General features: G+C 61.3%; 21 protein-coding genes. 11 read left to right on the forward strand and 10 right to left on the reverse strand.

What is annotated here, in order from left to right:
* The first annotated feature begins 88 nt into the window (after positions 1-88).
* The 8 genes from B348_RS0118095 (at position 89) to B348_RS0118130 (ending at position 9,569) form a co-directional block, all read left to right on the forward strand.
* Complete coding sequence (locus tag B348_RS0118095; protein WP_017737484.1) at positions 89-1,372, forward strand: FAD-binding oxidoreductase; 1,284 nt, start codon at positions 89-91, stop codon at positions 1,370-1,372.
* 374 nt (positions 1,373-1,746) lie between these two features.
* Positions 1,747-2,883: a branched-chain amino acid ABC transporter substrate-binding protein gene (locus B348_RS0118100; protein WP_017737485.1), complete on the forward strand. Its 1,137-nt coding sequence runs from the start codon at positions 1,747-1,749 to the stop codon at positions 2,881-2,883.
* A gap of 233 nt (positions 2,884-3,116) precedes the next feature.
* A complete protein-coding gene (locus B348_RS0118105; protein WP_017737486.1) occupies positions 3,117-4,031 on the forward strand; it encodes a branched-chain amino acid ABC transporter permease in 915 nt (304 codons plus the stop codon).
* A gap of 2 nt (positions 4,032-4,033) precedes the next feature.
* Positions 4,034-5,311 (forward strand): high-affinity branched-chain amino acid ABC transporter permease LivM, encoded by a 1,278-nt coding sequence (livM, locus tag B348_RS0118110; protein WP_017737487.1) that lies wholly within the window; start codon positions 4,034-4,036, stop codon positions 5,309-5,311.
* Positions 5,308-6,183: an ABC transporter ATP-binding protein gene (locus B348_RS0118115; RefSeq protein ID WP_017737488.1), complete on the forward strand. Its 876-nt coding sequence runs from the start codon at positions 5,308-5,310 to the stop codon at positions 6,181-6,183. Before livM ends, B348_RS0118115 begins: the two co-directional genes overlap by 4 nt.
* Complete coding sequence (locus tag B348_RS0118120) at positions 6,180-6,896, forward strand: ABC transporter ATP-binding protein (protein ID WP_005784287.1); 717 nt, start codon at positions 6,180-6,182, stop codon at positions 6,894-6,896. Before B348_RS0118115 ends, B348_RS0118120 begins: the two co-directional genes overlap by 4 nt.
* Positions 6,897-7,713: 817 nt before the next feature.
* Complete coding sequence (locus B348_RS0118125) at positions 7,714-8,478, forward strand: SDR family oxidoreductase (protein ID WP_017737489.1); 765 nt, start codon at positions 7,714-7,716, stop codon at positions 8,476-8,478.
* A gap of 185 nt (positions 8,479-8,663) precedes the next feature.
* Positions 8,664-9,569, forward strand: coding sequence for a cation diffusion facilitator family transporter (locus B348_RS0118130; protein ID WP_017737490.1), 906 nt, complete (start codon positions 8,664-8,666; stop codon positions 9,567-9,569).
* Between the two features lie 109 nt (positions 9,570-9,678).
* On the opposite strand, the gene B348_RS0118135 is transcribed toward B348_RS0118130, so the two are convergent.
* The 5 genes from B348_RS0118135 to ureE all read right to left on the reverse strand — a co-directional run bounded on the left by B348_RS0118135 (position 9,679) and on the right by ureE (position 13,355).
* Entirely contained in the window at positions 9,679-10,788 is a 1,110-nt protein-coding gene (locus B348_RS0118135; RefSeq protein WP_017737491.1) for an AGE family epimerase/isomerase, read from the reverse strand.
* 173 nt (positions 10,789-10,961) lie between these two features.
* The gene (locus B348_RS0118140) at positions 10,962-11,534 is read right to left on the reverse strand and encodes a HupE/UreJ family protein (protein ID WP_017737492.1); all 573 of its coding nucleotides are present in this window, start codon (positions 11,532-11,534) and stop codon (positions 10,962-10,964) included.
* A 22-nt stretch (positions 11,535-11,556) separates the two neighbouring features.
* Positions 11,557-12,171 (reverse strand): urease accessory protein UreG, encoded by a 615-nt coding sequence (gene ureG, locus B348_RS0118145; protein ID WP_017737493.1) that lies wholly within the window; start codon positions 12,169-12,171, stop codon positions 11,557-11,559.
* A 12-nt stretch (positions 12,172-12,183) separates the two neighbouring features.
* The gene (locus tag B348_RS0118150) at positions 12,184-12,858 is read right to left on the reverse strand and encodes an urease accessory protein UreF (RefSeq protein ID WP_017737494.1); all 675 of its coding nucleotides are present in this window, start codon (positions 12,856-12,858) and stop codon (positions 12,184-12,186) included.
* A complete protein-coding gene (gene ureE / locus B348_RS0118155; protein WP_017737495.1) occupies positions 12,855-13,355 on the reverse strand; it encodes an urease accessory protein UreE in 501 nt (166 codons plus the stop codon). The genes B348_RS0118150 and ureE overlap by 4 nt, the downstream gene beginning before the upstream one ends.
* A gap of 278 nt (positions 13,356-13,633) precedes the next feature.
* Between ureE and B348_RS0118160 the strand changes: the two genes are divergently transcribed.
* A complete protein-coding gene (locus tag B348_RS0118160) occupies positions 13,634-14,119 on the forward strand; it encodes a C40 family peptidase (RefSeq protein WP_017737496.1) in 486 nt (161 codons plus the stop codon).
* Between the two features lie 5 nt (positions 14,120-14,124).
* Here the strand turns inward: B348_RS0118160 and B348_RS0118165 are convergent, their stop codons facing one another.
* On the reverse strand, positions 14,125-14,757 hold the full coding sequence (locus tag B348_RS0118165) for a TetR family transcriptional regulator (RefSeq protein ID WP_017737497.1): 633 nt from the start codon (positions 14,755-14,757) through the stop codon (positions 14,125-14,127).
* A gap of 150 nt (positions 14,758-14,907) precedes the next feature.
* Positions 14,908-15,318 (reverse strand): hypothetical protein, encoded by a 411-nt coding sequence (locus B348_RS0118170; RefSeq protein WP_017737498.1) that lies wholly within the window; start codon positions 15,316-15,318, stop codon positions 14,908-14,910.
* A 359-nt stretch (positions 15,319-15,677) separates the two neighbouring features.
* On the opposite strand from B348_RS0118170, the gene B348_RS0118175 reads away from it, so the two are divergent.
* Positions 15,678-17,747 (forward strand): AsmA family protein, encoded by a 2,070-nt coding sequence (locus B348_RS0118175; protein WP_017737499.1) that lies wholly within the window; start codon positions 15,678-15,680, stop codon positions 17,745-17,747.
* Here the strand turns inward: B348_RS0118175 and B348_RS0118180 are convergent.
* Positions 17,744-18,454 carry a hypothetical protein gene (locus tag B348_RS0118180; protein ID WP_017737500.1) on the reverse strand — a complete coding sequence of 237 codons (711 nt, stop codon included), beginning with the start codon at positions 18,452-18,454 and terminating at the stop codon, positions 17,744-17,746. The two genes, B348_RS0118175 and B348_RS0118180, sit on opposite strands and share 4 nt — an antisense overlap.
* A 227-nt stretch (positions 18,455-18,681) precedes the next feature.
* The gene (locus B348_RS0118185; RefSeq protein ID WP_017737501.1) at positions 18,682-19,212 is read right to left on the reverse strand and encodes a bacterioferritin; all 531 of its coding nucleotides are present in this window, start codon (positions 19,210-19,212) and stop codon (positions 18,682-18,684) included.
* A 168-nt stretch (positions 19,213-19,380) separates the two neighbouring features.
* Between B348_RS0118185 and B348_RS0118190 the strand changes: the two genes are divergently transcribed.
* Entirely contained in the window at positions 19,381-20,271 is an 891-nt protein-coding gene (locus tag B348_RS0118190) for a triacylglycerol lipase (protein WP_017737502.1), read from the forward strand.
* Positions 20,272-20,367: 96 nt separating this feature from the next.
* Here the strand turns inward: B348_RS0118190 and B348_RS0118195 are convergent, their stop codons facing one another.
* Complete coding sequence (locus tag B348_RS0118195) at positions 20,368-21,243, reverse strand: DMT family transporter (RefSeq protein WP_017737503.1); 876 nt, start codon at positions 21,241-21,243, stop codon at positions 20,368-20,370.
* Between the last annotated feature and the right edge of the window lie 66 nt (positions 21,244-21,309).

Below are 21,309 nucleotides of genomic sequence, written 5' to 3' on the forward strand. Positions count from 1 at the left end.
CACCGCTATCGCAGGCAAGCCAGCTCCCACAGTTGATTGGGTTTGCAGTTCGGAAAAGTGGTGTGTTGGGTCTCATCGGAGTCTGGCAATGGCATTACGCGAAACATGTTTATGGGAACACCTCACCCCCAGCCGGCCGGATCGCGCCGCGCTCAAGGGCGAGGTCAAGGTGGATGTGTGCGTGATCGGCGCCGGCATCACCGGTTTGTCGGCGGCCATTCACTTGCTGGAACAAGGCAAAAGCGTCGCCGTGCTGGAGGCTCATCGCACCGGCCACGGCGGTTCGGGGCGCAACGTCGGGCTGGTCAATGCCGGCCTGTGGATCCCGCCGGATGACATCGAGGCCGGTTTCGGCACCGAGGTCGGCAGCCAGCTCAACCGCATGCTGGGTGCGGCGCCGTCCCTGGTGTTCAGCCTGATCGATAAATACCACATCGATTGCCAATTGCGCCGCGAGGGCACCTTGCACATGGCGCACAACGCCCGGGGCGAGGCGGATTTGCGCAGCCGTGAAGAACAATGGAAGCGCCGTGGCGCGCCGGTGGAACTGCTCACCGGCCAGGCCTGTGAACAGGCCACCGGCACGCAGAAAATCGCCGCCGCCTTGCTCGATCGCCGCGCCGGCACCTTGAATCCGATGGCCTACACCAGTGGTCTGGCGAATGCTGCCGTTGGCCTTGGCGGGCAGTTGTTCGACCATTCCCCAGTCACCCAGCTGGAGCGCCAAGGCGCACAGTGGTCGGTGCAAACCGCCCAAGGCTCGGTGCAGGCCGCCCAGGTGGTGATCGCTTCCAACGCCTACACCGAAGGCGAGTGGACCGAGCTGCGCCGCAACTTTTTCCCCGGCTACTACTATCAGGTCGCGTCAGCCCCGCTGACGGACGCCGCCGCCGCGCAGATCCTGCCAGGCGGCCAGGGGTCGTGGGACACGCGCCAGGTGTTGAGCAGCATCCGCCGTGATGCCGATGGCCGCCTGTTGCTCGGCAGCCTGGGCAATGGCAACCAGAAACCGGCGTGGTTCCTCAAGGCGTGGGCCGATCGGGTGCAGCAGCACTACTTCCCGTACCTCAAATCGGTGCAGTGGGAGTTCACCTGGACCGGCTGCATTGCCTTCACCCCCGACCACCTGATGCGCCTGTTCGAACCGGCGCCGGGCCTGGTGGCCGTGACGGGCTACAACGGGCGCGGCGTGACCACCGGCAGCGTGGTCGGCAAGGCGTTTGCCGACTACCTGTGTCACCAGAATCCCCAGGCGTTGCCGATTCCGTTCGCACCGATGCAGCCGCTGGCCGGGGTGGGCCTGCGCAGTTGCCTGTATGAGGCGGGATTCTCGCTGTATCACGCCGGGCAATGTCTGCGGATCGTGATCTGATCAGCGAAATACCGCTCAGAAGCCGGCATTTTCTTAGCAGGCTACTAATCTGTATTGGTGCAAGTCGTAGCAGTCACGCACTGTAAATGTGCAGTTCCGTTACGCGGGTTGTTACAGCTGTAGGAGCTGTCGTTTCCAGGCTTGGTTGCAGGTGTGACCTGCCAGGGTTGTACTTTTTCGGCGCGCAGGTTGCACCTCTCGATGCTAGAGGGTTGCACGTCCTGACGAACGGCGCTGAAACACGCGCAATAACAATGACACCGTGTCTTTTTGAAGAATAAAAACCTACTGGCACGCGCTTTGCTCTGGGCTTTCAGTGAAAAGTTTGAACGCAAGTTGTAGTGCCAAAAATCAAAAATATCGGAGCACCACTCATGTCCCAGACGTTTTACAAGAAAGGTTTTCTGGCCCTCGCCGTTGCAGCGGCGCTGGGTGTTTCTACGTTTGTTCAAGCTGATGTGAAAATTGGCGTGGCGGGCCCGATGACGGGTGCCAACGCAGCTTTCGGTGAGCAGTACATGAAGGGTGCCCAAGCGGCAGCCGATACCATCAACAAGGCCGGCGGCATCAACGGCGAGAAAATCGTCCTGGTGGCCGGCGACGACGCCTGCGAACCCAAACAGGCCGTAGCCGTGGCCAACCGCCTGGCGGACCAGGACAAAGTCATCGGCGTAGTCGGGCACTTCTGCTCGTCCAACACCATCCCGGCGTCCGAGGTCTATGACGAAGCGGGCATCATCGCAATCACCCCAGGTTCCACCAACCCACAGGTCACCGAACGCGGCCTGGGCGCCATGTTCCGCATGTGCGGGCGTGACGACCAGCAAGGCATCGTCGCCGGCGACTACATTGTCGACGTGCTCAAGGGCAAGAAAGTCGCGGTCATCAACGACAAGGACACCTACGGCAAAGGCCTGGCCGACGCCACTTCCGCCCAACTGACCAAGCGCGGCGACAAGCCGGTGCTGGAAGAAGGCCTGACCCGTGGTGAGAAAGACTTCAGTGCGCTCGTCACCAAGATCCGCTCCCTGGGCGCCGACGTCGTGTACTTCGGCGGCCTGCACCCGGAAGCCGGTCCGCTGGTTCGCCAGATCCGTGAAGCGGGTCTGAAAGACGTCAAGTTCATGTCCGACGATGGCGTCGTGACCGACGAGCTGGTGGCCACCGCTGGCGGTGCGCAATACGTCGACGGCGTGTACATGACCTTCGGCGCCGACCCGCGCCTGCTGCCAGACAGCAAGGCCGTGGTGGAAGAGTTCCGCAAAAACGGCACCGAGCCAGAAGGCTACACCCTGTACGCCTACGCGTCGGTCCAGGCCCTGGCTGCCGGCTTCAACGGCGCCAAGTCCAACAAGGGCGAAGATGCGGCCAAGTGGCTGAAAGCCAACCCTGTCCAGACGGTGATGGGCAAGAAGGAATGGGACGGCAAGGGCGACCTGAAAATCTCCGACTACGTGGTTTACCAGTGGGACAAAGACGGTAAATACCATCAGCTGGACAAGCAGAAATAAGCGTAAACACGATCAGTAGGGCACCACAAATCCCCTGTGGGAGCCGGGCTTGCCCGCGATGACGGACTGGCAGTCAACACTGTGTTGAATGTGCAACCGCTATCGCCGGCAAGCCAGCTCCCACAGGGGACCGGGGTTGCCAGTGCAATCGCGTCCAGCAACAAATCTGTCTTTTCCTCCAGAAGCGCCGCACACCCACAGGTGTGCAGGTGCTCACCGCGTGAGATTGCGTTATGGATGGTATTTTCCTGCAGCAACTGGTCAACGGCCTGACCCTCGGGTCGGTCTACGGCCTGATCGCCATCGGCTACACAATGGTCTATGGCATCATCGGCATGATCAACTTCGCCCACGGCGAGGTTTATATGATTTCCGCTTACCTCGCGGCGATCACCCTGGCCCTGCTCGCCTACTTCGGCATCGAATCCTTCCCGCTGCTCATTCTCGGCACCTTGATCTTCACCGTGGTCGTCACCGGCGTGTACGGTTGGGTCATCGAGCGTGTCGCCTACAAACCCCTGCGCAACTCCACCCGACTCGCGCCGCTGATCAGCGCCATCGGCATCTCGCTGATCCTGCAGAACTACGCACAGATCGCCCAGGGCGCCAAGCAACAAGGCATTCCCACCCTGCTGGCCGGGGCCTGGCGTGTCGATATCGGCACCGGCTTCGTGCAACTGACGTACACCAAGGTGTTCATCCTGGTCGCTGCCTTTGCGGGCATGGCCCTGCTGACCTACGTGATCAAATACACCAAGCTCGGCCGCATGTGCCGCGCCACCCAGCAAGACCGCAAGATGGCCTCCATCCTCGGCATCAACACCGACCGCGTGATCTCCTACGTGTTTGTCATCGGTGCCGCCATGGCCGCCCTCGCCGGTGTGCTCATCACCCTCAACTACGGCACCTTCGACTTCTACGCCGGCTTCATCATCGGTATCAAGGCGTTTACCGCGGCGGTCCTCGGCGGCATCGGCTCCCTGCCTGGGGCGATGCTCGGCGGGATCATCCTCGGCATCTCCGAGTCGCTGTTCGCAGGGTTGATCAACTCTGACTACAAAGACGTGTTCAGTTTCTCCCTGCTGGTGGTGATTCTGATTTTCCGTCCCCAGGGCCTGCTGGGTCGCCCACTCGTGGCTAAGGTGTAAACATGTCTGCTGCCAAACCCATCGATATCAAGAAAAGTGTGGTCGATACGATTCTCGCCGGGCTTATTTCCCTGGTCGTGTTCGGTCCGATCGTCGGCGTCGTCCTCGACGGCTACAGCTTCAACCTGGAACCGGCCCGCGTGGCCACGCTGGTCGCCATCGTCATGGTCGGCCGCTTTGCCCTGAGCCTGTTCCTGCAAACCCCCAAGGGCCTGAAGATCCTGCAGGGCTTCGAGAGCAGCGGCTCCGGTGTGCATGTGCTGGCGCCGGACTACAAGTCGCGGCTGCGCTGGATCATCCCGGCGTTGATCGTGATCGCCATCGTGTTCCCGATCTTCGCCAACAAGTACCTGCTCACCGTGGTCATCCTCGGCTTGATCTACGTGCTGCTGGGCCTGGGCCTGAACATCGTGGTCGGCCTCGCCGGCCTGCTCGACCTGGGCTACGTGGCGTTCTACGCCATCGGCGCCTACGGCCTGGCCCTGGGGTATCAATACCTCGGCCTGGGCTTCTGGACGGTGCTGCCCTTGGCGGCCATCGCGGCGGCATTGGCGGGATGCATACTCGGCTTCCCGGTGTTGCGAATGCACGGTGACTACCTGGCCATCGTGACCCTGGGCTTCGGTGAAATCATCCGCCTGGTGCTGAACAACTGGCTGTCGTTTACCGGTGGGCCGAACGGCATGCCGGTGCCATCACCCACCTTCCTCGGCCTGGAATTCGGGCGCAAGGCGAAGGAGGGCGGGATCCCGTTCCACGAGTTCTTCGGCATCGATTACAACCCCAACATCAAGTTCATGTTCATCTACATCGTGCTGTTTCTGGTGGTGCTGGCCGTGCTGTACATCAAGCACCGCCTGACCCGCATGCCGGTGGGCCGCGCCTGGGAAGCCTTGCGCGAAGATGAGATCGCCTGCCGTTCCATGGGCCTGAACCACGTGCTGGTCAAGCTCTCGGCGTTCACCATCGGCGCTTCAACCGCCGGCCTGGCCGGGGTGTTTTTTGCCAGTTACCAGGGTTTCGTCAACCCGTCGTCGTTCACCTTCTTCGAGTCGGCGCTGATCCTCGCCATCGTGGTGCTGGGCGGCATGGGCTCGACGGTGGGCGTGGTGATCGCGGCGTTCGTGTTGACCGTCGCGCCGGAACTGCTGCGCAGCTTCTCCGAATACCGTGTGCTGCTGTTTGGCGTGCTGATGGTGGTAATGATGATCTGGCGACCACGCGGCTTGATCCGCATCAGCCGTACCGGTGTGACACCACGCAAGGGGGTAGCGCCATGAGCAAGGAAGTCGTCCTTTCCGTGGAACACCTGATGATGCACTTCGGTGGCATCAAGGCCTTGAGCGATGTGAGCCTCAAGGTCGAACGCAACTCGATCTTCGCCCTGATCGGCCCCAACGGCGCCGGCAAGACCACGGTGTTCAACTGCCTCACCGGCTTCTACAAAGCCAGCGGCGGCAAGATCAACCTCAACGTGCGCGGCAAGCAGACCGACGTGATCCAACTGCTCGGCGAGCGCTTCCAGCCCACCGACTTTGTCTCGCCGAAAAGCTTCCTCAGCCGGGTGTACTACAAGATGTTCGGCGGTACCCATTTGGTGAACCGCGCCGGTTTGGCCCGGACCTTCCAGAACATTCGCCTGTTCAAGGAAATGTCGGTGGTGGAAAACCTGCTGGTGGCCCAGCACATGTGGGTCAACCGCAACATGCTCGCGGGCATCCTCAACACCAAGGGCTACCGCAAGGCCGAAAGCGACGCCCTCGACCACGCCTTCTACTGGCTGGAAGTGGTGGACCTGGTGGACTGCGCCAACCGCCTCGCTGGCGAACTCTCCTACGGCCAGCAGCGCCGCCTGGAAATCGCCCGGGCCATGTGCACGCGGCCGCAGATCATCTGCCTGGACGAACCGGCGGCGGGCCTCAACCCCCAGGAAACCGAAGCCCTCAGTGCGATGATTCGCCTGCTGCGCGACGAACACGACCTGACGGTGGTGCTGATTGAACACGACATGGGCATGGTGATGAGTATTTCCGACCACATCGTGGTGCTGGACCACGGCAACGTGATCGCCGAAGGCGGCCCGGAGGCGATCCGCAACGACCCGAAAGTGATTGCCGCCTACCTCGGCGCCGACGAAGAGGAGCTGGTATGAGTGCACCTATCCTCGAAATGAAGGACCTGGACGTGTTCTACGGCCCGATCCAGGCCCTGAAAAAAGTCTCGCTGCACATCAACGAAGGCGAAACCGTCAGCCTGATCGGCTCCAACGGTGCGGGCAAATCCACACTGCTGATGTCGATCTTCGGCCAGCCACGGGCCGAGTCGGGGCAGATTCTGTACAACGGCGTCGACATTACCCACAAGTCGTCCCACTACATCGCCTCCAACGGCATCGCGCAGTCGCCGGAAGGGCGGCGGGTGTTCCCTGACATGACCGTCGAGGAAAACCTGCTGATGGGCACCATCCCCATCGGTGACAAGTTCGCCAGCGAAGACATGCAGCGCATGTTCGAGCTGTTCCCTCGGCTCAAGGAGCGGCGTAACCAGCGGGCCATGACCATGTCCGGTGGCGAGCAGCAAATGCTCGCCATCGCTCGCGCACTGATGAGCCGGCCCAAGCTGTTGCTGCTGGACGAACCGAGCCTGGGGCTGGCGCCGATTGTGGTGAAGCAGATCTTCTCGACCTTGCGCGAGCTGGCGTCCACCGGGATGACCATCTTCCTGGTGGAGCAGAACGCCAACCATGCGCTGCGCTTGTCGGACCGCGCTTATGTGATGGTCAACGGTGAGATTCGCCTGACGGGCACCGGTAAAGAGCTGTTGGTGAACGAGGAAGTGCGCAACGCCTACCTCGGCGGGCACTGACCTAAAGCTTGACGCAACCCCCCTGTGGGAGCTGGCTTTGTGTGGGAGCTGGCTTGCCTGCGATGCAGACACCTCGGTCTATCTGACAAACCGAGGCGATGCTGTCGCAGGCAAGCCAGCTCCCACAAAGAGCAGCTCCCACATTTGTTTTGCGGTGTTCATAAGGCCGATACCAAATTGTGGAAAACAAATCCAGCCACCCTCCAAAGCGCGACATATAGCCGCCGCAAATCCCTGTTTTGTCACAGTTTTGACTTGTCCCCATCCACTGTGGAACCGGCTGTGGGTAACGTGGTAGTACTCTGCTGGAGGCCTTTAAAACCGTGGCTTGTAGCGGGTTGATCGTTTTTTGATCAGTGGTTTTTTGGCGACCGGCCAAGGGCTTTGTCAACCTGTTTAAAGACACAGGTATATGACCGATTTATGTCCACTCAGCCTGTGGATAAGTCTGTGACTAAACTCTGGAAAGACCTCCACAGAGGCCGGAATGACTGGCCTGGAGCCATCGTTGTGATTTTCTCCTCGTCGATGGGCCTACATACGGCCCCGCCGAGGTCAAGCAAAAAACTTTCTAAAACCGCCTGCAAGCCGCGCATACAGCGGCTTGAGGCGTTTTGCACTTGCCCCCAAAGACTGTGGGCGCAGTTGTGGATAACCTGCGCGCACATGGCTGCAAGCCACGCTCTGTAAGGCTTTGCGAGATATGGTTAAAAACTGATCAGTTACACATGACGTTCTGTGCATAGCGGTTGCCGCAGCCGCGTCGTACGGGCATTCTGCTGGCTGATTTTTTTCCGATGCCCGCAAGGAGAACACCATGTCCAACACGCTGTTTATTACTGGCGCAACCTCAGGTTTCGGCGAAGCCTGCGCCCGTCGTTTTGCCGAAGCCGGCTGGAAACTGGTGCTCACCGGTCGTCGTGCCGAGCGCTTGAATGCGCTGGTCGAAGAGCTTTCCAAGCAGACCGAAGTGCACGGCCTGGTGGTGGACGTGCGTGACCGCAAGGGCATGGAAGAGGCAATCGCCAACCTGCCGCCATCGTTCGCGAAGCTGCGCGGGCTGATCAACAACGCGGGCCTGGCCGTCGGTACCGACCCAGCACCCAAGTGCAGCCTCGACGATTGGGAAACCATGGTCGATACCAATATCAAGGGCCTGCTGACCACCACCAGCCTGCTGCTGCCGCGCCTGATCGCCCACGGTCGTGGCGCCGGGATCATCAACCTGGGGTCCATCGCCGGTAACTATCCGTACCCGGGCAGTCATGTGTATGGCGGTTCCAAGGCGTTCGTGAAGCAGTTCTCGCTGAACCTGCGCTGCGACCTGCAAGGCACCGGCGTACGGGTGACCAACATCGAGCCGGGCCTGTGTGAGAGCGAGTTCTCGCTGGTGCGCTTTGGCGGCGACCAGGCGCGTTATGACGCCACCTATGCCGGCGCCGAGCCGATCCAGCCGCAGGACATTGCCGATACGATCTTCTGGGTCATGAACACGCCGGCGCATGTGAACATCAACCGCCTGGAACTGATGCCGGTGAGCCAGACCTGGGCTGGGTTTGCCATTGAGCGCGGGGCCAAGTAAGGCTTTAGACCGCGCCGCGTCCATCGCAGGCAAGCCAGCTCCCACACCAAGGGTGTACGCGGTCAAAATGTGGGAGCGGGCTTGCCCGCGATGGCGGCAAATCGGTCAAAACAGGCCATAAGGTACACTCCCCTCCTGAGAACCCCACCGCACCCAGCGGTTTCAAGGTTTTGACGGGAGGAAATGTGAGTAACCGAGGTGAGCAGGCACTGCTCAAACAATCGACCATCCTGATGTTCGCAGTCGCGATCGCCGGGATTGTCACGGGTGTGATATCCGGCGCCCAATCCATTCTGTTCGACGGCTTTTTCTCGCTGATCGCCACCGCCATCAAGGTGTTGATGCTGATCACGGCCAAGCTGATCGCCAAGAAAAGCAACGAACGCTTCCAGTTCGGCTACTGGCACCTGGAGCCCATGGTGCTGTTGATCGAAGGCAGCTTCCTGTTGCTGATCGCCATCTATGCGTTCCTCAACGGCGTGTTCGGCATTATCAATGGCGGGCGCGAGATCGAGTTGGGGCTGGTGATCATTTATGCGGCGGTGTTTACCGTCGTCGAATTTGCCTACTTCTTCTACGTGCGTTATCGCAATCGCACGCTCAAGTCCTCGCTGATCCAGTTCGACAACATCAGCTGGCTGGTGGACGCCATGCTCTCGGTCGGCTTGCTGATCAGCTTTCTCGCCGCGCTGTTGCTCAAGTCCCAGGGCTATGGCGAGTGGGCGGTGTACGTCGACCCGTTGATCCTGATCCTGCTGGCCCTGAGCATGCTGGCGCCGGCGTTCAAGATCCTGCGCCCGGCGTTGCGCGAGGTGCTGGGGATTACCCCGGACCAGTTGGACGACAAGGTGCGCGAAGTGATGGACGCGGCCCAGGCCAAACATGGTTTCGACGACTACGTGTCCTACGTGCAAAAACACGGGCGGGCGCGGTTTATCGAGATTCATGTGGTGTTGCCGGCGGATTACCCGGTGGATAACGTCGCGACCCTCGACGGGCTGCGCGAAGAGATATCCACAGGGCTGGGCAAAGCGGATGCGGCGCGGTGGTTGACCATCAGTTTTACAGGGGATCGCAAGTGGATTGCGTGAGGTCTGTTAAGCCGAGGTGAGGCTATCGCAGGCAAGCCAGCTCCCACATTTGAATGTATTCACAAATCAAACTGTGGGAGCTGGCTTGCCTGCGATAGGGCCCTGAACGTCAGCCCAAATGCTGGATCAGCCCCTGATAGCAAGTCGCCAAGTGATAAGGCGTAGTCGACGGCATATCCCACCGACTCACCACACCCTGGGCATCCAGGCATTCATTCCAGCCTTTGCCATGCAAAAAATGCTGTTGCAGCGCCAGCAACTGACGCTGCAACACCGCCTCGCTGCCCGGCCGCAAGGTCAGCGCCCGCAGGTATTCCGCCTGGGCCCAGATGCGCTGGGTGCCATCGCGCACGCTGCCATCCAGCGCCAACATGCCGCTGACCGCACCGCTCGACTTATCCACACCCTTTTGCTCGGCGTAGGCAAAGGCCCGCGTCAACGAAGCGTGCAACGGCGTGCCGCGTAGGACGTCGGAAGATTCCAGCAAAAAGAACCATTCGAACTGGTGCCCCGGCTCAAACCAGTTATCCACAGCGCCCAGCGGTTTTTCCATCATCACGCCGTGCTGGCGGTCGATGAAGCGCTGCTGCATGGCCGTCGCCAAGCCCAGCAGTGCCGTTTGTACGTCGGCGTCTTCACGCACGGCGAGGGTGGCCAGGAAGCCTTCGGCCAGGTGCATCAGCGGGTTTTGCAGCGGGCCGGACTTGAGGGGCGACCAGTTGCGTTCCAGCACGGCTTCATACAGGCCGTCGCCTGTGGCAAAGCGCTCGGCGACCACGGCCAGGGCGGCGTTGAGCACCGACTCCACCAGCGGCTCGCGCACCTTGGCCCAGTAGTGAGCGCAGGCGAAAATGATGAAGGCGTGGGTGTAGAGATCCTTGCGCTTGTCCAGCGCCTGGCCGGCCGGGTCGATGCTGTAGAACCAGCCGCCGTGCTCGGCATCGTGGAAGTGCCGTTGCAGGGAACGGAACAACGCCGCCGCGCGCTCTTCGGCAAACGCCGCGCCGGGTTCGCCGATCAGGCTGGCGAACAGGTACAACTGCCGGGCACAGGCCATGGCGCGGTAGCGTTGCGGGGGCAGCGGGTGGTGATTGGCGTCCAGCGCCTCATAGGGCAACGCCAGCTCGGCATTCCAGCCAGGGCCCTGCCAGAGCGGCACGATCAGGGTGTGGAAGTGCGTGAGCACGGCGTTCAGGGTGGAGCTTGGAGCGGTGGGCATTGGCTGGCGTCGTCACGGCAGGGGTGTAGGCGCGCATGGTAGCAGGCTTGGGTTCTGTGGTGTCTGTGGGACCGCTATCGCAGGCAAGCCAGCTCCCACATTTGATTGGGTTCGCAGATCAAAATGTGGGAGCTGGCTTGCCTGCGATGAGGCCCGCACACATGCAACAAAGCTCAGCCCGCGAGCAACCAAACCCCAGTCGCCGCCGAAGCCGCCCCGGCAATCCGCACCAACGGCGCTGCTGCAGCCGGCAGGAACCGCACCACCGCATACCCGGCCGCGTGCAACACCGCCGTCGCGCCGACAAAACCGGCCGCATACGCCCACGGACTGGACATGTCCGGCAGCTCCAGCCCATGGGCCACACCGTGGAACAACGCGAACAACGCCGTCGCACCGACCGCCACGAACAACGGCGGCCGCACCGCCAGCGCCACCGCCAGGCCCAGCGCCAGCACTGACGCGGCAATCCCGCTTTCCATCGCGGGCAATTGCATCCCTTCAAAGCCCAGCACGCCACCGATCAACATGGTGCCGACAAACGTACACGGCAACGCCCAGCGCGCCGCGCCTTTCTGTTGTGCGGCCCACAGGCCGACCGCCAGCATCGCCAGCAAATGGTCGATACCGCCCAGCGGGTGGCTGATCCCGGCGATCAAGCCGTTATCACCATGGCCCGGGTGGGCAAACGCGAGGGCCGGGGCCAGCAGCAACGCGGCGGCGGTGAAGAGTTTCTTGAGGCTCATGGACAGGTTCCTTATGGGTTGATCAGGCGGCGGTCAGCAGGCCTTGGCGTTCGATAAAGGCGACGATTTCTTCCAGGCCAACCCCGGTTTTCTGGTTGCTGAACACAAAGGGCTTGCCGTTGCGCATGCGCGTGGTGTCGCTGTTCATCAATTCCAGCGAAGCGCCGACCAGCGGCGCCAGGTCGATCTTGTTGATCACCAGCAGGTCGGATTTGCAGATGCCCGGCCCGCCCTTGCGTGGCAGCTTGTCGCCGGCGGACACATCGATCACATAGATGGTCAGGTCCGACAGCTCCGGGCTGAACGTCGCCGAGAGGTTGTCGCCACCGGACTCCACCAGGATCAGGTCCAGGCCGGGGAAGCGGCGGTTGAGCTGGTCCACCGCTTCAAGGTTGATCGACGCGTCTTCGCGGATCGCCGTGTGCGGGCAGCCGCCGGTTTCCACGCCGATGATGCGTTCGGGCGCCAGCGCCTGGTTGCGCACCAGGAAGTCGGCGTCTTCGCGGGTATAGATGTCGTTGGTGACCACGGCCAGGTTGTAGCGGTCGCGCAGGGCGAGGCACAGGGCCAGGGTCAGGGCGGTCTTGCCGGAGCCCACTGGGCCGCCGATGCCGACGCGCAAAGGTTGTGTATTCATGGGGTGGTTCTCCTAGGAACGGAACAGGCGGCTGTACTGGCGCTCGTGGGCCATGCACGCCAGGGACAGGCCGAACGCGGCGCTGCCGAAATGGTTGGGGTCGATCCGCGCGGCGTCCTGCTGGGCTTGTTGCAGCAACGGCAGCAGCTCGCTGGTCAGGCGCTGGGCGGCTTGCTGGCCCAGGGGCAGGGTTTTCATCAGCACGGCCAGTTGGTTTTCCAGCCAGCTCCACAGCCAGGCGGCAAGGGCGTCGGCGGGGTTGATGGTCCAGGCACGGGCGGCCAGGGCCCAGCCCAGGGCAAGGTGAGGTTCGCCGCGTTGTTCAAGAAAGCTGCGCGCAGCGTCGTCCAGTTCAGGCAAACCATTGAGCAACTGTTGCAGGGAGTAGCCCATCTGCCGGCTCTCTTGGTACAGCTCGCGGGTCTCACGGCTGGCGCGGTGCTCTTCACACAGCTTGGCCAGCTGCGGCCAATCCTGTTCAGCGGCGGCGCGGCAATGGGCGAGCAGCAGCGGTGCTTCAAAGCGCGCGAGGTTGAGCAACAACTGATCGCTGATCCAGCGGCGGGCACTGGCGGCATCACTGACGCGGCCGTTCTCCACGGCCATTTCCAGGCCCTGGGAATAGCTGTAGCCGCCAATCGGCAATTGCGGACTGGCCAGACGCAACAGCGCCCAGGCTGGGTTCATAGACGCACGCCGAACTGGTGCAGCTTGGGCGGGTAATTGAAGTCTTCGTCGCCATGGCGCGAATGGTGATGGCCACCGCCATAGGCGCCGTGTTCCGGCTGGAACGGCGCTTCGAGGGTTTCGGTGGTGGCGCCCAGTTGATCGAGCATGGCCTTGAGCACGTAGTCATCGAGCAGGCGCAGCCAGCCATCCCCTACTTGCAGGGCGACGTGGCGATTGCCCAGGTGATAGGCGGCACGGGTCAATTCAAAGGCGCTAGGGCAGGTGACGTGCAGCAGTTGTTCAGGGCGTGCGCAGACGCGTACGACGCGTCCGTCTTCGGCCTGTAGGAATTCGCCATCGTGCAGCGGTGGCTGGCCACGTTCCAGGAACAGGCCGACATCTTCACCGTCGGCACTGAAACAGCGCAGGCGGCTTTTGCTGCGGGCTTCGAAATTCAGCAGCAGCTCGGCAGCCCAGAGGGCTTGGGGGGCGATTCGGCGGTGGATCACCAGCATCAGAAGGCTTCCAGCAATGAGCGATGCAGGTGCTAGAGCAAGGGCCTTGCCAATCTCTGCGCAGAGTAGGAATAGCCCGTAGGTAGGCGCTATGACGCCACCAAATGGGGCGTAGGAAAAATCTCTTGCCGCTTCAGAATGGTGCTCAACGGGGTTGCGTGCACATGGTTGGGGCGTTTTTAGGATTTATCCTACGCGGCTTGGGGATTCGCCGTTCATGGCGCTTCGTGATGAGAATTTAGGATTCGCGCCGTGTTTAATTTGCCGCGACGCTTATCATGCTCAAGTCATTTTTTTGTCTAGTCATCATCGGGCTGTCTTTCTCCATCTCCTCGGCTTCGGCCAATTTGCAGCCCCATCCCACCTTCGCCCCGACGGCCATCAACGGAGTGGTAGACCGCGCCCATGAACTGCTGGGCACGCCTTACAAATTCGGGGGCACCTCGGTGCAGCAAGGGTTCGATTGCAGCAGCTTTCTGGTCTACCTGTTCAAGACCGAGGCGAATATCCAGATTCCACGCACCACGGCGGCGATGCACCGTTCAAGTGCCGCCACCATCGCGCGCAATGCGCTGAAGCCGGGTGACGCCGTATTCTTCAAGGGCAATGGGCGGGGGCAGGTCAGTCATGTGGGGCTGTACATCGGCGAAGGCAAATTCATCCATTCGCCGCGCACCGGCAAAAGCATCCGTATCGATTCGCTGAGCAACAGCTACTGGAACAAGCACTACACCACGGCCAAGCGCTTTCACTCGGCGGGCTGACCGGCTTACTCAGTGCTGCCCAGCCCCTGCCAATGCTTGAGGCCGATAAAGATAAAGCGCAGTTGCTGGGTGATTTTCGCCTGAGGCGTGAGGTGCGCAGGCAGGGCCTGGGCAGGCGGGTCGATGATGTCGGGCAGGGTGGCGAACACACTTTTGACGATCAGGTCGGCCATCACATGCAAACCTTCGCCGTCCAGGTGTTGCAGCTTGGGCATCAGTGTGAGGTCGGCCGCGAGGTCACGGGTGATGTCTTCGCGCAAGGCGCCGATGGCCTGGCGTACGGCCAGGCAGCCGCCGTATTGCTCACGGGCGAGGAACAGGAACTGCGAACGGTTGGCCGACACCACATCGAGAAAGATGCGCACGGACGCGTCGATAATGCCGCCCATCACGAATTCGTTGTGGCGCACCAGGCGAATGGTGGCGCGGAAGGTCTGGCCGACCTCGCTGACCAGCACCAGCCCAAGCTGATCCATGTCGGCAAAGTGGCGATAGAAACCGGTGGGCACGATGCCGGCCGTCTTGGCCACTTCGCGCAGGCTCAGGCTGCCAAACCCACGGCCACACTCCATCAGATGGCGGGCTGCGTCCATCAGGGCGAGGCGGGTCTGTTGCTTCTGTTCGGCGCGGGGCAGCATGGTGGGCGGGCTTTGTCGGCAAGTTCAGCGACGCACTCTAGCAAAACCGCTTCATCGGCGTCGAACTTGCGCGGGGTGGGGCGTGACGCGGTCTACAGCAAAGCAAAAGCCCGATCGACGGATCGGGCTTTTTTATGGGCCACCACAGGCTTAGCTCTGGGCTTCGTGCAGTTCTTTCAGGCGATCAGCGCCGCCTTCAGCAACACCTTCGGTGTACGCGCGTTTGTTGGCTTGTTCAGCGCCACCTTCGACCAGGCCTTTCTGTTCCAGGCGATCACGGCCACCTTCAGCAACACCTTCGGTGTAAGCGCGTTTGTTGGCTTGCTCGGCGCCACCTTCAACCAGGCCTTTCTCTTCCAGGCGGTTGCGGCCGTTTTCAGCGACAGCGCCTTTGGCGTAGTCACGGTTTTCTTCTTCTTGCGAACCGCTGCGGGCCAGGGTCTGGCTGGACTGCACGGCTTGAGCCTTGTTCTGTGGGGTCGCTTGTTCGGCGGCTGGCAGGGCAAAAGCGCTGGAAGCCAGGACGGACAGCAGGACGGTAGCGAGTACTTGGCGTTTCATGATGGGTTGCTCCTTGGGAGGGCGATAAAGTGGGTACAGGGCTAATGCTACTCTCGATAAGTCGATATAAAAGTTCATAAACACAATGGTAATAATCAACAGAATTGATTGTTCTCGGCGGAGGCTCTAACTCGCACCTCTCAAGCCCGCGGTTTTGCACCGGGGTGGGTATTTTCGACACGCGCGCGGGTAACAATGGTGCGTCGTCGTAGGGGGAATCTGTCGAGGTGGTCAGAAAAACGGGTTTTTCCCGGCAAATGCGCGATTGGGTTAAACCCCCGCGCGGATTGCCAGTCGTAGTCCTATAAGCTGTCTTAAAAGGCTGTCACCCAGCCGGTCGTATTCAGGAGTCCTGTGCAATGACGCGCACGCGCAAAATCGTCGCTTGGAGCTGTGCCAGCTTCGTTCTATTAATCGCCGTGGTGGTGTTGGTGTTGGCGTTCTTCGACTGGAACCGCATCAAGCCGCAGATCAATGCCAAGGTCTCCGAAGAGTTGCATCGCCCGTTTGCCATCAACGGCAACCTGGCGGTGGTGTGGGCGCGTGAGCCCGATGAAGGCGGTTGGCGTGCCTGGGTGCCATGGCCCCATGTGATTGCCGAGGACCTGAGCCTGGGCAACCCCGACTGGTCGAAAAAACCGCAGATGGTCACCCTGAAAAAGGTCGAGCTGCGCATCTCGCCCCTGGCCTTGCTGGTACAGCGCGTGGTGATCCCGCGTATCGACTTGACGGAACCGAGCGCCGAATTGCAGCGCCTCGCCGACGGCCGCGCCAACTGGACCTTCAAGTTCGACCCCAAGGACCCGAACGCCGAACCGTCCAACTGGGTGGTCGACATCGGTGCCATCGGCTTCGACAAAGGCCATGTGACCCTCGACGACCAAACCCTCAAGACCCAGCTCGATGTGATCATCGACCCCCTGGGCAAACCGATCCCCTTCGGCGAAATCGTCGGCGACGCGGATGCCAAGAAAGCCCTGGAAAAAGGCGCGGCGCCGCAAGACTATGCGTTCGCCCTCAAGGTCAAAGGCCAGTACCACGGGCAGAAACTCGACGGCAGCGGCAAGATCGGCGGCCTGCTCGCCCTGCAGGACGCGGCCAAGCCGTTCCCGCTGCAAGCCCAGGTCAAGGTCGGCGATACCAGCATCGCTCTCGCCGGCACCCTGACCGACCCGCTCAACCTCGGCGCCCTCGACCTGCGCCTGAAACTCGCCGGCTCAAGCCTCGGCAACCTGTACCCACTGACCGGCGTGACCCTGCCGGACTCGCCGGCCTATGCCACCGACGGCCACCTGATCGCCAAGCTGCACGAAGCCAGCGGCGCGTCATTCACCTATGAAAACTTCAACGGCAAGATCGGCAACAGTGATATCCATGGCAACCTCGCCTATGTCGCCAGCCAGCCACGGCCCAAGCTCAGCGGCGCGCTGGTGTCCAACCAACTGCTGATGACCGACCTCGCGCCCTTGATCGGCGCCGACTCCAACGCCAAGCAAAAGGCCCGTGGCGGTGAAAGCAAACAACCGGCGACCAAGGTGCTGCCGGTGGAAGAGTTCCGCACCGAACGCTGGCGCGACATGGACGCCGACGTGGAATTCACCGGCAAACGCATCGTGCACAGCGCCGAACTGCCCTTCACCGACCTCTACACCCACCTGGTGCTCAACGACGGCCAACTGAGCCTCGAACCCCTGCGCTTCGGCGTGGCGGGCGGCAAGCTCGACGCGCAGATCCGTCTGAACGGCCGCATCACGCCCATGGAAGGCCGCGCCAAACTCACCGCGCGCAACTTCAAGCTCAAGCAGCTGTTCCCGACCTTCGAACCGATGAAAACCAGCTTCGGCGAACTCAATGGCGACGCCGACATTGCCGGGCGCGGTAATTCCGTGGCGGCGCTGCTGGGCAGCTCCAATGGTGACCTGAAGATGCTGATCAACGACGGCGCCATCAGCCGTGGCCTGATGGAAATCGCCGGGCTCAACGTCGGCAACTACGTGGTGGGTCGCCTGTTTGGCGACAAGGAAGTGAAGATCAACTGCGCGGCCGCCGACTTCGGCATCAAGACCGGCCTGGCCACGACCCGCCTGTTTGTGTTCGATACCGAGAACGCCATCATCTACATCGACGGCACCGCGAACATGGCCACCGAGCAACTGGACCTGACCATCACCCCGGAATCGAAAGGCTTTCGCCTGTTCTCCCTGCGTTCACCGTTGTACGTCAATGGCCCGTTCATCAAGCCCAACGCCGGCGTGAAAGCGGTACCGCTGATGCTGCGTGGTGCGGGCATGGTGGCGCTGGGGGTGATCGTCGGCCCGGCAGCGGGCTTGCTGGCGTTGATCGCGCCGAGCGGGGATGTGCCGAACCAGTGCGCGCCGTTGTTGCAGCAGATGAAAGAAGGCAAAGCCCCGAAAACGGTGAAGGGTTAGACTCCAGCAGGAATGAACGTCTCCTGATTTGCGCAGGGGATACCAATCTGAAGGGCAGGATTACCTTTATAGGGGGTGCCGTCCTGATTGATTGAGTAGAAGACTTCATGCAGGTACTGCTTGCCGTTCAGGACGAAACAACGGAAGGAGGCATGGGTGGGAAATGCGTTCCTCAACTGGGCGAACGCCACGCTGCTGCCGATCCACTTATTGAACATGGGCTCGAGGTACATCACGGATTTGCGGAGTCTGACGATTTCATTGAAATAGTCACTTTCTGTTTGGCCTGAGCAGGTTCCGTGTTTTTTCCATTCATATCTGAACATCCCTTGCGGGGCTACAGTGACTAGCTGAGCGATGGCGGGGGTGTTGGCAATCTGTTCTAGCTTGTCGTCGCTGATATCGCAGGCAGTGGTTGATTGGCAGCTGGGGGCGGTGTTGCAAGAGGCGGGGTGACGGTTGGTTTTCTGCCCCATGCTGTCGTTGTAGGGCCATATGCCGTGTGTGAGAAACTTTTGCGGCGGTTTATCGCAGCCTGTCGTTTCGGGTTTCAACTTGCAGAAACTTGGCTGCCAGGTCACCGCGTAGACCCAGTATTTGAACCCCTCGCTGCTAGGGGTGATTTCTTCGTTGGCATCCAGGGCCTGGGCACCGTGGCTTATCAGCAGCGTGGCCAAGGCCGTTGCAACGAACCGGATACTCTTCATGAGCGGTTACCCCACATTCGTTCGGCCAACGGTATTGTTGGCGAATGCTGGGATCACTGATTACCCCCCTCTGCGATGGGGAATCTACTGTCAACACTAACAGGTGGGAACGATCAAAAATGTGGGAGCTGGCTCGCCTGCGATTGCGGTGAGTCAGTCACTGAAGATGTCGACTGAAACACCGCTATCGCAGGCAAGCCAGCTCCCACATTGCTATGTGTTGTTGCTTAGAGGCCTTGCAGAATGTCCGCCATGTCATCGGCGTGTTCTTCTTCCTGGGCCAGGATGTCTTCGAAGATCCGGCGTGTGGTCGGGTCTTTGTCGCCGATGTACTGGATGATCTCGCGATAGCTGTCCACCGCGATCCGTTCCGCCACCAGGTCTTCGTAGACCATTTCCTTCAAGTTCTTGCCGGCCACGTACTGCGCGTGGGAGTTCTTCGACAGCAGGTCCGGGTTGAACTCCGGCTCGCCGCCCAGCTGCACGATGCGCTCGGCGAGTTTGTCGGCGTGCTCGGCCTCTTGGGTGGCATGCTCCAGGAACTCGTCAGCCGCGACGGATGCCTTGAGGCCGCTGGCCATGAAGTAGTGACGCTTGTAGCGCAGCACGCACACCAGTTCAGTGGCCAGCGACTCGTTGAGCAAGCGGATGATTTCTTTGCGGTCGGCGTCATAGCCTTCGGTCACCGCGCCGTTTTCGACGTTCTTGCGGGCGCGGCTGCGCAGGGTGGCAACGTCGGTCAGTTGAACTTCAGTCATCTCGATCTCCTGGGGCTAATCCGGTTTTGCGCCACGCTCTGCTGGCGTGATCGCTCAACGTTGTGAGTGTTGGCCGCAGTAAAAAGTTTTATTGGATTTATGTCACAACCTCGTCGTGGGGCTCGGCTAACCTCTCGTCATCCTTTCCTGATCAAGGACGTTCGCCCCATGCCGCAGTCGTTAGCCACGCGTTACCCCCTGGTGTTGGTGCCCGGCATGCTCGGGTTTGTGCGTTTGGTGTGGTTCCCGTACTGGTACGGCATCGTCCCGGCGTTGCGCGCGGGCGGGGCGCAGGTGTTTGCCGTGCAGGTCGCGCCGCTGGATGCCAGCGAGGTGCGCGGCGAGCAGTTGCTGGCGCGGATCGAACGGATTCGTGAGGAGACCGGCGCCGACAAGGTCAACCTGATCGGCCACAGCCAGGGTTCGCTGACCGCACGTTATGCAGCGGCCAAACGCCCGGAGTGGGTGGCGTCGGTGACGTCGGTGGCCGGACCCAATCATGGTTCGGAATTGGCGGACCATATCCACCTCCATTACCCCATCGACGGCGTGAAGGGGCGGCTCATGAGTGCGCTGTTCCATGTGGTCGCGTGGGTGATGGGCGTGCTGGAAACCGGCTATCGCGGGCCGCGTTTCAAGGCAGACTTGCAGGCGTCCCACCATTCGCTGACCAGCGCCGGGGTGGCGCTGTTCAACCGCCAGTATCCCCAAGGCTTGCCCGACACCTGGGGCGGGCAGGGGGCCGCAGAGGTCAATGGCGTGCGTTACTACTCGTGGTCCGGCACCTTGCAGCCGGGCATCACCGACCGTGGCCGCAACCTGTTCGACGGCACAAACCGCAGCTGTCGCCTGTTCGCCCGCAGCTTTGTGCGCGAGAAGGGCCAGTGTGATGGCATGGTCGGGCGTTACAGCTCACACCTGGGGGTGGTGATTGGGGATGACTTTCCCCTGGATCACTTTGATATCGTCAACCAGTCCATGGGGCTGGTGGGGAAGGGGGCGGAGCCGATCCGCTTGTTTGTGGAGCATGCGCAGAGGCTGAAGGCCGCAGGGGTGTAGCAGGTAGACCGCGTTATCGTTCATCGCAGGCAAGCCAGCTCCCACAGGGGAATGCATTTCAACTGTGGGAGCTGGCTTGCCTGCGATAGCGTCGGCTCAGGCTGCCCGCACCGGCGTGGTCCAACGCTCCGACAAAATCACTCCGCCCAACGTCAGCAAGCCACCCACCAGGTGATACAGCGCCAACTCTTCCTTCAACACCACCGCCGCAATCAGCGCCGTAATCAACGGCAGCAGGTTGAAAAACAGCGTGGTCCGGCTCGGCCCCAGGGTCTTCACCGAATGCATCCACGCCAACGGCGCGAGCATCGAAGCCAGCACGCACGCATACATCACCAGCGGAATATTCGCCCGGCCAAGGCCGGCTTTCTGCGAGAACAGAAACAGCGGAAACAACACCGCCACCGCCACCAGCACCTGCAAATACAGCAACACCAACGGCGGCAGGCGCAGTTGCCATTTTTTCAGCAGGGTGCTGTAGACCGCATAAGCCAGGGTGGCCACCAGCATCATCGCGTCGCCCAGGTTGACCCCATGTTGCAGCAACGCGCCCAGGCTGCCGGACGACACCACCACCACCACGCCGGCGAATGACAGCACGGCACCGGTGAGGGCGCCGTAGGTCAGGCGCTGGCCGAGGCTGATGATCGCCGCCGTCAGCGCCATCAACGGCATCAGCGACAGGATGATGCCCATGTTGGTCGCCGTGGTCAGCGACGCGGCGTAGTACGCCAGGCTCTGGTACACCGCCATGCCCAGCACGCCAAGAATGACGATCTTGCCCAGGTTCGGGCGGATCAGCGCCCAGTTGGCAAGCACCGGCTTGAGCATGAACGGCGTAAACAGCAGCGCCGCCAGCAGCCAGCGGTAAAAGCCGATCTCCGCCGGGAAGATCGTGCCTACGGCCAGTTTGTTGACCACGGTGTTGCCGGCCCAGATGAAGATGGCCAGCAGGGGATACGCGTATTGCATCGGAAGAAACCAGGTGTGTTGATGAGCCGGGATTATCCCTTGTCTGGATCGAAGCCTATACTGCGA

Origin of the sequence: Pseudomonas sp. CBZ-4 (assembly GCF_000346755.1) — a bacterium.
GTDB lineage: Bacteria > Pseudomonadota > Gammaproteobacteria > Pseudomonadales > Pseudomonadaceae > Aquipseudomonas.